The sequence below is a fragment of the Pseudomonas chlororaphis subsp. chlororaphis genome (assembly GCF_003945765.1).
GTDB classification, from domain to species: domain Bacteria; phylum Pseudomonadota; class Gammaproteobacteria; order Pseudomonadales; family Pseudomonadaceae; genus Aquipseudomonas; species Aquipseudomonas chlororaphis.
The window spans coordinates 3,122,783-3,137,645 of record NZ_CP027712.1 but is presented as its reverse complement, the minus strand read 5'-3'; the positions used below and the strand labels follow the sequence as shown (position 1 = coordinate 3,137,645).

Genomic DNA, 14,863 nt, shown 5'->3' with positions numbered 1-14,863 from the left:
GTCGAAGGTCTCGGAAAAACGCGAATCAGAGGAAGAAGTCCAGGCGGAAGTAGATCGGCGCTTCGCGCTCGCTCAGGACATCCGGGCGTTCAAGGGAATGGGCGAAGGTCACGCTGGTCGCCAGGTGCCGGCCGCGGGCGAACAGCTCCAGGGAGTTGCTCGACAGGCGCCCGTGCTGCTCGCCGTTGTAGCGATCGCCCCGGATGACGCCCTGGTCGTAGCCCAGGCTGCTGCCGTACTCAGTGAACAGAGGCTGTAGCCAGGCCCAGGTCACCGGACGGCTCCAGCGCAGGTCGTTGCGCCAGTAACCGCCGCTGTCGCCGGACAGCGACTGGTCCTTGTACCCGCGAATCGACGACTGCCCGCCCAGGCTGGTGCGCTGCGGGCTGAACAGCACGTCTTCGCTGCGCTGGCCGGTCATCAGGCTGCTGAAGCTGAACGACTCGCCCCACAGCTTGAACGGCTGCAGGTAACTGAGGGTGGCGGTGTATTTGCGGTAGCGCGCATTCGGTTCGCCGGGTCCCGGGTGGCCATTGTCCTGGGCGTCGAAAGCGCCAATGCCGTGCTGCATACCCAGGTCGAGGTTGACGAAGGCACCGCCGATGCGCCGGCCATGGTTGATGCCGAACTGGGCTTCGCTGAGGCGGTTGCTGCTCAAGGCCAGCTTGCTGTCTTCGATGAAGTTATTGGTGCGCAGGTAGGCCAGGCCGGCATTCAGCGAAGTCTTGCTCACCGCATCACGCAGGATCACCCGCTCGGCGCGCAACTGGTGGTTCTGGCTGTCGCCGGTCTGTTTGAAGCTGAAACCATTGGCCTGGGCCTGGGAGCGGTACTCGCTCTGGCTGTAGGTGTAACTGAAGTTCCACCAGCCCCAGGGCAGGTTGTAATAGAGCATGGCGTTGTTGGAGCTGTGCTGGTGGTCGCTCATGGCATCGTGGCCACCGCGCAACATCAGTTGGTCGGCCAGCCCCAGCGGGCTGTCCCAATCGAAGGTGGTGCCCCACTGCTGCTCGCCGGTGCTGCGCTGGCCGTCGTTGCTGCGCGACAGCCCGGCGCGCCAAGGCTTTTGCGCGGTGTTCTTGACCAGCACTTCGCTGCCACCGACCTCCTTGCCGGGCGCCAGCTCCATTTGCGCCTGGTTCGACGGCAGGCGGTTGAGCTGGTCCACCAGTTGTTCGATTTCCCGCAGGTTGACCCGCTCGCCGACCTGGCCGGGAAAGGCCATGGCCAGCTCGCGCTCGGACAGCTGGCTGTCGGCCGCGCCCTTCAAGCCTTCGAGCCGGCCCTCGACCACCAGCACTTTCAAGTGGCCGCCGGACAGGTCCTGCTGCGGCAGGTAGGCACGGCTGGTCACCAGGCCCTTCTCGAGGTAGTGATCGGTGATGACCTTGAGCAGCTCGTTGAGCTGGCTGACACCCAGGCACTGGCCGATATAGGGCTTGAGCAGGCGCGCCTGCTCGGCGGCGGACAGGCTGTCGGCGCCCTTGAGCTCGATGTCCTTGATCGGGAAACAGCGGATGTCGGCAGGTGCGGTCGGCGCCGTGGGGGCAGCCTCTTTACCGGGCAAATCCTTGAGTTCTTCCAGGCGCCGGCGCTGCTCTTCGAGCAGGCGGTCCTGGCGTTCGCGGATTAGGTCGGTGTCACCGGGGGTGGGAGCGGCATGAACGAGGTGCAGTGGAGTCAGGCACAGCAAAGCCAGGCACAACCTCCCCGCGAGGGCGGGTGAGTACATGTTCGGTCCCTCGAGACAGCTGATATCAAAATAGTGGCGCGATGTTAATTTGCCATTATTTTGCCGTCAATCATCCGTCGGGCCGGCCGATAGGCGCCGGTCTTATCCATGGATCCGGGCAGAAAATGGCAAACCCGCGGACTAGAGCCTTCGCCTAGGTCTCAAGGGGTGATGGGCACCTGTGTGGCAGGTCTGCAAAAAAAGGGGGCGATCAATGATCGCCCCCAAGCGTGTTGCCACGAGAGAACCTATAAGGTCAGTTGCCGCTGCTCCTCCTCGGTCAACTGCTGACGCGCCTGATCGCTCAGCGGCCCGGCGCCCAGCACTTGCACCGGGCTGTCCGGGTTGTAGCCGGGGTTGGCCCGGCTGGCGCCATCCTGGGTCGGCGCCAGGCGTTCCTGGCCGAAACTCAGCACCTGCACGCTAAACACCGACGGCATATTCTGCCGCGCCGCCGCCTGCTGCTGGCGCGCCACATCCTCGGCGGCCTGGGTCGCCGAAGACGCCGCCGAACTGGCCGACGTCAGGGCCCCGGTATTGACCGACGCCACCACCGGTATCCCCGAGGACTTGCCCTGGGTCTGGATATTCGCCGCGTTGACCACTTGCAGGGCGAAGATATTGACGTTGCCCGACACCCGGATCCCCGCCTCGCCGGCGTCGATGGTGCCCAAGGGCGCCAGCAGGTCGATATCCCCGGCGGGCACCTCGGCAATCGGCGCCAGGGTGGCGATCCCCGCCCCCGAGCTCGGCACGTTCGACGACAGCGTGACATTGCCCCAGTTGTCGTAGATCCGCTTGGGCGGGGTGTAAATCACGGTGGTCTTGGAGCCGCGCCCGGCGTTGATGTCGCCGGCGTTCGACCAGCCGAGGATCGACCCGCCAAAGGTGGTCATGACCCGGCTCTGCCCCAGCAGGATGCTGCCTTGGGAATATAACTGGATATCGCCGGCGCCCTGGGTGATGACCCCGGCGCTGGCCGGCGGCGCCTCGCCTTCGATGCCGAATACCTGCTGCCCGCCCGGGGTGAGCATCTGGATATCGCCGCCAAACAGCGTATGTACGCCTGCGCCGCCATACATCGTGATGTCGCCGTCGTAAACGATCGGGTTACCCGCCACATCCTTGCTCGGCAGCAAGGCGGCAATCGCGTTGCGACTGCGCAGGAAGCTGCCGAAACGCGGGCCGTTGGCGTCGTTATATTCGCGGCCGCCCTCACGCAGTTCCTCGAAGTAGACGCGACGGGCGAAAACCCGCTGCTGCTCCGCCGGCAAGCTGGCAAAGTAGCCCCGCGCCTCGTCGCCGGAACCCTCGAAGGCAAAGCGCTCCTTGAGCCACTGCAACAATTGCGCTTCATAGCTCTTGGCGACTTTGCCCCGTTGCTCGGCCAGCGGCACGCCGGCCTCGGCCTGATTGCTCGGGTCCAGGTAGGGCGTGACGAACTTCAGGTAATCCAGGCCGGCGGCCCCGACACCGGCCTGCATGACGACGCTGGCGCCAGGCCGCGAGTCGCCGGCCACCACCGGACCGAGACTGCTCACCGAGGCCTTGTCCTGCATCAGGATATTGCGTCCGGCGCTGATCTCCAGCGTGCCGGGGCCGGCGACGTTGAAGGAGCTGAACAGCAGGTCGCGTCCGGCGGAAACGATGGAGATATCGTTGGGGTTGTTATGGACAAACAGGTTGCCGCTGCTGGTGCCGACATCGGGCATTATATTCCCCAGGGAACTGGCAATGATGCCGGGGACCCCTGTCGGCTCGCCCAAAGCAGTTCCCGAGTTGACAATATCGCGCCCCGCCTTCATCCACACCGGCCCGGCCGCTTCGTACCAGGTTTGTCCAAGCCGTGAACCGGCGGCGAAGTTCAGTATTTCACCACTGCGCAACCCGACTATATCCCCGCCAACCGCATAAAAGCGCGCCGCGTCACGGCTGGCAAACTGATTGCTGGCGGTGTTGGAACCAAAGGCAAACAGCGAAAACTCGGCCTTGGTGTTCGGGATCGTAATGCCATCGCTGCTCAGATTAGTCACTATGGGGTTAGCTATGGGGTTATTAGGGTCCATACCCCAACCCGCGAATGCCGGTGTAAAAGGCGTGGGCATCGCGCTCAGAGCGGCTCCAGACTGGTTGATGGAATACCCGCCGGCATAAATCGAATCCCCGGCCAGCACTTCCAGGCGACCCTGGGTCGACGGCGCCAACAGCAACGCGTACTGCGAGTTGTTACTCGTACCCCCCAACGCCGAGCCGCCGATGAACACATCGCCACTGACGGCAACTGCGCTCAATTGCGAAGGGAAGATGAATCGGCCATCGGTCGGCGAGCTGTTGCGGTTGCCAATAGGTTGACCGTTACTGCCTATATCACCGGCCTGCACGCTCGGGGTCAGATTGCCACCCGCCGAAAACAGGTTGATCGCAGTGCTATCGGTCCACAGCGAGAACCAGCCATAGCCCCCCGTTCCATAAGAAGTACCGTCATAGGTGAATGCCGAGGCGTTTTCAGTAGACGTCCGCCCTGGGTCGCCCGTACCGGCCAGCACCAGGTCACCACGGGTGGCCAAGCTGGCCGTGGCGTCGCCGAGCATCAACACCATGCCCCCTGTCGCGGTGCCCAGGGACGCATTGAACGGATCGTAGGCGCGGGTCTCCTTGCGGTCGTTGGATAGCGCGAGACTGCCATAGTTCAAGGCAATCCCCCCCAGGCTCGAGGCTTGCAGGCCGAGCGCGCCACGCAGGTTGCTCAAGACTCCGTTCAGACGCAGATCCTGCTGGGTGTAGTCGGTGGAGAGCGGATTAGTAATCGATGATGTAGTGGTGGCGGCCCGAGCCGACAATCCGGGGTTCAGACCGCCACCGACGCGCACATCCAGATCGCCACCTCCGGTCAGCAACAACTCGCCTGTCGGGGTCACTCGGCCGCTGCTGCCCACCGCCAGCACCAGCCCCTGACTGCGTGGCGAGGAAACCGCGTCCGGAGCACCACGACGGCTGAGCAAGCCGGCATCCCCCCCCACGTCCAGGGTCAGATTGCCGCCACCCAAGGTGCCGATACCGGTAAAGCCCACCAGCATTGGCAACTGCGCAATCAAGCTGCTATCGGGATTACCGGTGTTCTCGCCTCCGCGGCCACTCACATAAGTACCGAAGTTGATCCACCAACTGGCAGGAATCGGTGTAACCCCGGCCGTGTCGCCCGTCCCCTGACGCCAGAGCCAATTGCCCAGGTTAGAACTGGCCAATTGAGTACGAGCATTCTCGTTACGCGGAAGGGTGTAGCTGCTGAACACATCGCCGGTCAGACTTCCACCGCTACGCAACAGCAGGTTGCCGCCCTGATCCGGGTACCAGGCCGCATACAGACTCCCTGGGCCCTCGTTGACCAGGGTTTCGTAAGCAGCCCCTGCACTGCCCAGGACACTGCCATCGCTGCCCCGACTGCGCGCCTGATCGAAAGCAGCCTGCAGATCGCCGGCTCGTGCAGCCGTCGAAGCCCCGGCGGTATAGACCCCATATGACGACTGCATGGCCACATTACCCGCCGCCAGCAGCTCCAGATCCCCGGTCCCGGTGCGCAATACGCTGAAGTGCTGGGTGACTGGCGTCACTCTGTTCACCGGGCCGACGATGACCTGCTCCGGCGTGCCGGGAATGGCCTCGCCCAGCGAGACACACAATCCATCCGAACACCAGGACTCATACTCCGCCGTCACCGGCGTACCCTCGATAAAGCTCGGGTCGATCAACACCCCCAGATCGCTCCAGACGTAGTTGTAGCGGTTGCACATTTCTTGTGCGCACCAGGTTTCATCCGCCGGCGCGACCCGCGTACCTTCGACGAAACTCGGGTCGATCAACACCCCCAGTTCGTTCCAGAACCAGGCCCCCGCCGGACGCTCCGGAGTCCCCGGAATAATGATGGTCTCGTGCCCCTCGAGGACCGCGTAATGGGTGTCGGCCAAGGTCAGGTCGCCAGCCATCACCGGTTTGATCGCCCGGGTGTCGGCCGCCTGAGTATCGGCCCCCGAAACCAGGCGCATCGACCAGGACAACGAGCCTTCCGGCAACAACGGAGCGACGGCCCAGTTACTGCCCTGGCGCCCGCCGGTCACTGTGCGCAGAGGCACCGAAATCACCCCGGACGGCAACTTGATATCGGTTTCCGACGGGATCAACGCGCCCACCTTGAGCGCCAGCGAGCCGGCCAGTTGCACGCCGTCCGGGTTGTTCGGGCCAAAGCTGTCGCGTCTCGGCAACGGCACCCCGGCCGGCCAGGTCATGGCGCCCAGCGAGGCCGCACGGGGCAGTCGCGTTCCAGCGTCCAGGGTCATGCCGCTGGCCAGGGTCACGGCCTCGCGGATCAGGGTGCCGGCGGCATACACCTGATTGCCGGCGCTGTCGCGCACCGCTGCTTGCAGCACGGTGCCGGCCGGCAGTTCCAGCGGGGCCTGCAGGGTCGCCTCGACCGGCAGCACGGTCCCCTGCGCCAGGCGTACCGGCTTGATCGGCAACGCGTAGTTGAGGGTCTTGCCGGGCGGGAACAGGCTGCCGTCAGCCAGCGTCACCCCCGGCCCCGGCACCACCACGTCGCCGCCAAAGGCCTGACGACCAGGTGTCAGTACCCAGCCGGAATCGTCCGGGGTCGGCGGTGGCGGTGCGAAACCGTCGTTGATGCTGCCGTAGATATCCAGGTTGCCACCCGCGCGAATCACCAGATTGCCTGGCTCGCCCGAGCCATACACCGCGGTTTTCTGCGCATGGGGGTTGACGCTGGTATAGCGATAACCGGAGAGGTCAAGGTCGCCACTGATCACCAGATCGCCCTGGGTGACGATCTCCAGCCCCGGGCGCAGGTGGAAGGCGTCGGCATAGCTGGCGTTGTTCAAACCGGCCAGCTTGCCGTTCATTAAGCTGGCATTGTCCAGGGCATTGTCGATAAAGCGCTGGCTGTCCTGATGCTTGGCGTCCAGGTAGGCCTGATCGATCACCTGGTACGGCCGACCGCTGGCGGCCGGCGCCGTGCCCTCGGGGGCATCGGTGTAACGGGCGGTGCCGTTCACTGCTATGGAGCGAGCCCCCAGGATGTTCAGCCGGCCACTGGCGTCGATGGCGATATCGCCCAGGGTCGGATCGTTGGCATCCAGGCGCGGGGCATTGAGCTCCAGCGTCCCGCGGGCCTGGCCGTCGTACTGGCCAGGCGCCGTACCGGCAGCGACCGAGGTGCCATGGCGCAGGTCGATGCGTGCGCCGTCGGCCAGGGTCAATTGGCCCTGGCCAGAGTTGAGTTCGACCAGCGCACGGTTCGGCGAGTCGATGATCTTGCCGTAGCTGTCGACCCGTAGGGCCGTGCCATGGGCATCGAGCAAGGCACTGCCGCCCAGGGTCAGGCCCTGGCTGGCGGCCAGGCGGATGCTGCCGACCCGCTCGCCGCTGGCGTCGATGCTGCCCAGCACCGTCAGCTGGCCGTTGTCCACGGACACGTTGACTTCGCCGGCCTTGAGTTCGTTGCCGATGGTCAGGTCGCCGCGCTTGATCTGGAAGCTGCGGGCGCCGAATACCTGGCCCTGGTTGAGGCGCTGGTTGAGCGCGGCGAAGTCCCCCAGGGTCTGCGCGCGGATATCGACGCTGCCAGCCTTGTAGGGCACCAGGGTGCCGCCGGCGTCGTAATACCCGCTGCTGGCGCCGAGCAGCGCGCCTTGCAGGTCCACCTGACCGCCACCCTCGCCCACCGCCAGCACTTTCAGATTGCCGCCGTGGTTGTTCCGGGCCGACAGGTCGATCCGCGATCCCGCCGTCTGGCGGATATCGCCCTCGCGGCTTTGCAGAATCACATCGCCGCCCCAGCTGTATTGGCTGACTTCGTTGAAGGTGACCTGGCGCCCGGCCAGGTCCAGCTGCGCGCTGTCGGTCAGGTTCAAGGCATGCTCGGCATTGACCGTCAGCTTGCCGCTGGGCAGGACCACGGCGCTGTCCAGTTCGACGTTGCTGCCGGCCAGCAACACTTCAGCGCCAAGGCTGTCGATGGCCGGCAAGGCCGCCTGCTGACCCGGCGCGCGGCTCAACCGCAGGTCGCCCCCCGCCGTGAGGCGATTGACCGAACCGGCCTCGCCGGTGAGCAACGGTGTGCTGATATTCAGGTTGCCGCCACTGTAGGCGAAGCCCTTGCCGGCTTCATAGGCACCCTGGGACTGGTACACCGCCAGGCTGCCCTTATGGTTAGCGGTCAGCCGCTCGCTGGCGCGGAGGTTGACGTTGGCAAAGCCCAGGGCCAGGCGGGCGTAGTCGGCCAAAGGATCGGGCTGAGTGTTGGGGCCATAGCCGAATTCGATGCGCCGGGCCTGGATCTCCAGGGTGCCGCTGCCGGTGCCGGCACCGTTGGCGATCACCGCGGCGGGCGTACCGGCGGCGCCGTTCCAGATCAGGTTGCCGGTCTGGATCAGCGCCACATCGCCGGCCGCGCCGGCGCCATAGATCGCCGGGGTACTGAGCATCAGATTGTCGAGCATCGACTGACCGTTGCCGTCCAGGGTGCTCAGGGTGGTGCTGCCGTAGAAATTCAATGACTGGCCGGCGGTCAACGACAGGGTTTCCAGGGCCGGCGCCCCACTGGCGATATCGCCGCGCAGCAAGCGGTTCATCACGTCCTGGTTGAGGGTCAACCCCGACGGCAGTGCATTGCGCGCCTGGGCGGCGGCCAACGCCTCTGGACTGCCGACATTGATCCCACCGACCGCCAGCGCCAGGTGACGGGTACCGTAACGCACCGCGTCGCCCAGCCTGAAGGTGTTGGTGGTGGCGAAGGCAATGGTGCCTTGGGAGTACAGCGTGGTTTCGCCCTGACAGGCAGCCTGTGCACAGTCCCCTATCAAGATACTGCCAGGCCCCCGGGAAATATCGCCCTCGGTCGGCGCGAGCATTTGCAGCACACCATTGGAGACGGCCAGCACACTGCGAAGTCCGGGTTGGTAGATGAAACCATCGGTGGAGTCGTAAGCCGCTTCGCCACGCCCCAGGGTGTTGATCGATGCGCCCTGCTCGATTTGAATCGCGCCACTGGGCAGGCCGGAAACGAGGAATACTTCGGGGGCCGACAAGGTCGCGCCCTGGCGCAACGTCACCGACTCGGCGGCACGGTTCGCGTCGAAGCCAACAAAATTGCCGCCCTGGCCATACACCACGGTCGGCGCTCCGCCAATGCTCATGCGGGCCGTGCCAATGGCGTTCAGATCATCGGCATGGAACGCCACCCCGTTGCCGCTGGCAGTGGCACCGGCCGGCAGAATCTCGATGGGGCTGGAGCTGAATCCGGACATCACCTCCAGGCTCGCGCCAAAACCACCTTCGGCCACCGCCGAACGTGCTACCCCGGCGAACTCGAAGCCGTTGGGGGCACCGCTCCGGCCGGCGATCAGGCTGACCCGCAGGGTTTTGCCATCGGCCTCCAGCGCGGCGCGAGGCACGCCCTGGCGCGCGGCATCGCTACGGACAAAATCGGCATACGGGGTTTCGTTGTATTGCGAGTAACTGCGCAGCACCGCGGCCGGGGTCAGGATCACCTGTCGGGTCAAGGCATCCTGAATCCCGGTCTGGGCAATGGACAGCCGGCCCGCGCTGGACCAGGAACCGTTGCTCATGGCAGCCCCACGGGTCAGCCCGGTCGCGCCGAATGGCGCGGCCAAGCCATTGATCTCGACCCGGAACGCCCCCGGCAGCAAGGCATAGGTCGACGGCAACAAGGTGTAGGTGCCCGCCGGCAAGCCGGGGACGCCCGCGTCGATGCTGATCTGCTGGCCCACCAGGGGTGTTGTCGCACCCGCCTCGCCGCCACTGGGGGCGACGCCTGCCTGGACCCCGGGCACGATGGCGTACACCGGGTTGGTATCCAGCCCCGGTAAGGTAAAGCGGCCATCGGCGCCGAACTGCACCAACGGGTTGTAGCGCGCATCGGTCGAACCGCCGCGCCCGGACACGAATGCCGCACCCAGCAGTTGGCCGCCGCCGGAGAGGTCCAGTACCGCGCCCTGCTGCACCGCGATCGACTGCCCCAGCAGTTGCGCGCCCACCACCAGGTTGGCGTTGGAGCTGGTGCCGCCCACGCCCAGCAAGTCCACTTGCTGACCGTCGAAACGCCAGGTCACGCCGTCCACCGTGCCGCCATAGGGCAAGGTCAGGCCCGCGGCGCTGACCGACGTCAGGCTGCCCGGCAGCAGGCTGAGTTGTTTGGTGTAACGCAATATCCCCTCCTGGGTGCCTAGGGAAATATTGCCCAGGGGCGCCCGCAGCACCCCGCCCTGCTCGATGACCGACGCGCCGAGGGTCAGTTTGCCGAACACCGAATAGGGTTGCGCCGGATTGGCGCTGCCGGTGCGCCCGATACTCAGGGTGCGGTCCGGGTCGTAGTCCAGGCCATTGCCCCGATAACCCGCAAGCACCTGCGCCACCGCGCCGGTGGCCGGGTAGATCTGCACAGCGGCCAGCCGCAGGTCGGCCTGGGTGCTCAGGTTGGTGTTGCGCGTATTGACGGTGCTGGCCAGGAAGCGCAGGTCGCCCTGGCTGATCAGTTGCGTGTCATCGAAGGCACGGCGGTCTATGGCCTGGCTCAGGCCGCTGGCGGTGGTGCCGTGGGCACCGATACTCACGCCATCGCGGATGTCCAGTACGTTACCCGCCGTGACCAACAGGCTGCCCGTCGAAGCCTGGGTCGAAACCCCACCCTGCACTGTAGGGCGCATCGAGCGATCAGGTGCATCCACCGCGCCGACACCCGCCAGGCGTACATAAGGCGCGGCCAGTTGCACCCGCGAACCGGTCGCGGCGCCATCGTTCAACGCCAGGGCGCCGGCATACAACTGCAGGCTCTGCCCCAGGACCAGCGACAGCGCGCCGTCGAAACTGATCAGGCCATTGCTGAGCAGCGACAGGTTATCGAAACCGCCCACCTGGACCTTGTCCAGCCCCAGCCGGGCATGACCATAGGTAAGGGCGCCTTGCGCGGCTTCGGGACCGGCGCCGCCGGGCAGCAAGCTGTCGGCGCTGTTCTGGCCAACCACCATCTCCCGCGCCTGGCGCACCCGCTGCGACGCATTGGTGCGGTAGAGCGGTGTCTCCAGCGCCACATTCAGTGAGCCGCCCGCCGCGCCGCTGCCACCAGCGTGGGCGTTGAAACTGCCGTCCAGGTACAAGCCATTGTTCGACGCCAGGGAAATACTGCCGCCGCCGCTGGCAATCGCCACCGGCCCTTGACCCGCCACATCGACCATGGCCTGGGCGCCGGAAGCCTCCAGGCGCGCGCCTTCACGCACCACCACGAATTGATTGGCCGCGCTGGCGATACCGGTCTGCGGATCGATTTGCCCGCCGATCACGATGCTGCCACCCGCGTCCACCTTCCCGTAGCGACGCCGCAGGGCATCGGTCGCGGTAGCCGCCCGCGCGGCGACATCGAGCACCGCCTGTTCCCCCACCCAGATCGAGCGGCCATGACCGGCGCTCTCGACGGCTTCGGCCACATCCGGCGCAACCGAGATACCGCTCAAGGTGATGGCGCCGCCCCAGGCATTCAATGCACCGTCCACGGTCAACTGACCGATGCTGCCCAAGGTGATCGACTGGCCCGGATCGACACTGATGGCCGATCCCTTACCCACCACCAGCTGGGTACTGTCCATGTCCGCCGCGCTCGAACGCAAGGTGCCGGCCCGCAGGTTGATGCTCGCGCCCTGGCGCTGGCCGAGTACGGATTTGATCGGGTCTTCCTGGTAAAGCTCCGGTAGCCAGCGCTCCAGCACAGAGGTCAGGTCCGCGCCCGTTGCCATACTCCTGGCCTGATCGCCCAACAGATACACCGGTTGGGTCACCTCGACCTGTGCCCCGTCGGCCACCTTCAGCCCCTGATTGCCGGTGATGTCATACGCGGCGAAGCCTTTGTCGAAGAACTGCGGGGCCAGCACCAGGGTGTCGGCAGCAGTGTCGGCGGCGCGCTCACCAATCAGCACCTTGCCGCTCTGCAGGCTCAAGGTGCCGCCACCGTTCACGCCATAGCCGCGCAACTCACCGTCCAAAGCGAGCGTACCGATAGCCGCCGCGCTGTTGGCATTGGCCGCCAGGGTGACATTGCCGCCCTTGCCGGCGCGGGTCTTGCCGTCGCTCATCAGCGCCGCGCCCGACGACACGTCGATCAGACTGCCGCTCTCCAGTGCGACATCAGCGCTGCTGCGCAGCGAGACGCTGCCGCCATTGAGGTAAGGCAAGCGACTGCCATCGGCGGGGTCCAGCAACAGGTTGCTCCACAGGCCGCTGGCGTCCAGCCGGACGCCACTGCCAACTGTCAGCGTCGCGCGCTTGCCCCCCGTCGCCGCCAGGGTGGTGTCGAGCTTGCCATTGCTGGTGATCTGCTGCAGCACATTGCCCAGGGCGAGACTGCCGCCATGGGCTGTCAGGTCGGCATCAACCTGCACCTGTGGCCCATACAGGGTGATATCTCCGCCGGGACTGACCTGCAGCGCACCATCAACCAGAATGCTGCCGGTGGCGGCGACCTTGATGCTGCTGAGCTGGAAGCCGTTGAGCTGCTCGGTGTCGAGCCACAAGGTGCCCTTGCGCTCATCGGGCAGAACAGTGTCCAGGTCCAGCCCATTGGCTATCGCCGCGGCCTGCCCCAGCACCACTTGCTTGACGGTATTGGCATCGGCACTCAGGGCGTACTGCAGGCTGGCGCTGTCCTTGACGTAGTAAGGCACATAAGCCCCCACCACCAACTGCCCGCCCCGGGCCACGGCGTTTTGTCCCTGCTGGTAGCCATCGAGCCCCGGGCGTGGGGCCTGAGTCTGGCGATCGCCCTGGAAGGTATCACCGACGATCTGCCCTTCGAGTACCGCATTGCGAGTGCTGACTTCCAGGCGGCCGGCGTCTCGACCCACGCTGTAGCCTTGTTCGAAACGCTCGCGGGGGGCGATCAACGGGTTGTAGTGATACTCGGTCTGGCCCCAGCGCACGCTGTGTTCTTCGAAGCCCTTGTAGAGCCCGCTGTAGAGAATGTCACCCGGAGCCCTGGACAAGTCGATCAGCCGGCCATCGGCGGCCCGCAGCCAGGTCTGCTGGATCATCCCGTCCTGCACGTCCAGGGTGCCGCCGGAGAGGTTGATCTGCGAACCCTGCTGAGTCACTACCTCATTACCGCTCAGACGTACGCTGCCACCCTGGGCCATCCATTCGCCGACGTTGTGCGGCTGGGTGCCCAGATAACCGCCCACCTCCAGTAAGCCGCCAGCGGTGTACCAGCGATCCGTGGCGTAGCCGTTGGTCCCCGCCGGGACCAGCACCAGCTCGCGGGCATCGACCCAGACATCGTTGTTGTTGAGGTTCTTGCTGTCGCGGTTGACCGAGGCGTCACGCTGCTCGTTACCCTGGATATTGACCTTGACGCTGTTGGACTCCATCGCCACCTTGACGCCCACCGCCCCCGACACATCGATCACCGCACCGTCGCGCACCAGGCTGCGCTGCCCGGCATTCACCGCGACCTGGCCGCCGGTGGCCAGGGTGATCGAACCGCTCTGGAAGTCCACGCTGCCGCCGCTGACGATCTCCACCAGTGACTGGTCGCGACGATAGGTATCGGCCGGCGTCGCGTTTCCAGCCTGGTTCAAGGCTGGCGTCAGCAACCCGTCCCGCTGGCTGTCCAGGGCCGTGCTGCTGTCGATCAGGATCGCGCTGGTACTGCCCTCGCCCAGGGTGACCTTGGCGTCGCTGCCCCGGGCATTCAGGTGCAGGGTGCCACGGGCGTCCACCGAGGTGCTGCTCAGGGCCAGGCCTTGTTGCAGCACCTCCTGGGCGCTCAGGGTGATGTCGCCGGTCGCCGCCAGGATCGAGCCATGGTTGCTGACCTTGCCGCCGCCTGAAGCGACGACCTCGTTACCACGGGTGGTCGAGGTCGGGTTGCCGTCGGTGCTGTAGCCTTTCTTGATCACAAAGCTGTCGCCGGCGACCAGAGCGGTCTGGCCCCGTGGGGTATTGATGCTGCCCGCGTTATCCACTTCCTTGCCCAGCAACAGCACATAACCGCCGCTGGAGGTGGAAGAACCTGGCGTGTGGGTCTGGAGCAATGCGCCCTGCTCCACCAGCACCTTGCCAGCGGCGTCGCTGAACGTCGGCGCGCTGTCGCTGGCGCTGAACAGCCCACGGTTGTTGAACTGCTCGTCGCTGATGCTGGTGGCTGCCGCCACCAGGTTGCGCACATTGATCTGGCTGCTGCCGCTGAACACCACGCCGTTACGGTTGAGGATCATCACCGTGCCGTCGGCCTTGAGCGCACCCTGGATCTGGCTCGGCGAGGTGCTGTTGTTGACGCGGTTGAGCGCGGCCCAATCGGCGTTTTGCTGGAACTCAACGGTGGTGTCACGGCCGATGTTGAAGGTTTCCCAGTTGAGGATCGCTTTGTCGGCGGTCTGTTTGATCGACACCAGCGCCTTGCCGTTGGCATCGGTCTGCACCGGCCCCTCGGCATTGACGAACAGCGGCTTGCCGTCGGCCCCGACCAGCACATTCAGGCCATTGCCCCCCAGGCCGTTGTGCAGGGTCTGCGGCGCAGTCAGCGCCGCCGCGCGCCCGGCCGCTTGCGCGGCCTGCTGGGCGGCGATGGCGGCCACGGTGTTATTGAGATTGCTCATAGAGCGTTGCAGCTGACTGCTGACCCGCTGCTGTTGTGCCAGAGGCGGTGGCGTACCGGCCGGCTGCGCCACCGATGGATGTGCCGCGCCGGCGCCCTGGTTCGCGCCCATGGCCCCGAACCAGCCCGAACTGAAAGCCTGGGGCTGCGCCGCCTGGGCCGTGCCGGCAAGCATCAACAAGGCAATGGCATGCGCCAGCGGCTTGAGTCGCAACACCGGCTGTCCATTGGCAGCAGAGGCGTTGATGAGTCGGGAAACAGACAGATTCGGCTCAGAGCGCATCACTTGCGAGTCCTTCTTACGGTTCGGGCGAATGGCGGGTACGACGGTTGCCGCCAAAACATTCGCGGGATTACTGCTAAGGCGGTTATGGGCAGGCACGACCGAACTCTTGTCATGCAAAGTTCATCTACGCGACAACAGGCGGAAACGAGAAAGCCGGCAATGGCTTGAGCCATTG

At 65.5% G+C, this 14,863-nt stretch carries 2 protein-coding genes; both read right to left on the bottom strand.

The window, feature by feature from the left end; translation table 11 throughout:
- Window positions 1–25: 25 nt before the first annotated feature.
- Window positions 26–1,732 (bottom strand): ShlB/FhaC/HecB family hemolysin secretion/activation protein, encoded by a 1,707-nt coding sequence (locus C4K27_RS14480; RefSeq protein ID WP_125738026.1) that lies wholly within the window; start codon window positions 1,730–1,732, stop codon window positions 26–28.
- Between the two features lie 248 nt (window positions 1,733–1,980).
- On the bottom strand, window positions 1,981–14,685 hold the full coding sequence (locus C4K27_RS14475; protein ID WP_053260965.1) for a filamentous hemagglutinin family protein: 12,705 nt from the start codon (window positions 14,683–14,685) through the stop codon (window positions 1,981–1,983).
- Window positions 14,686–14,863 lie beyond the last annotated feature (178 nt).

Bases quoted from the DNA above. Each gene is read 5' to 3' on its own strand.
- C4K27_RS14475 (WP_053260965.1), bottom strand. From the start codon at position 14,685: ATGCGCTCTGAGCCGAATCTGTCTGTTTCCCGACTCATCAACGCCTCT.
- C4K27_RS14480 (WP_125738026.1), bottom strand. From the start codon at position 1,732: ATGTACTCACCCGCCCTCGCGGGGAGGTTGTGCCTGGCTTTGCTGTGC.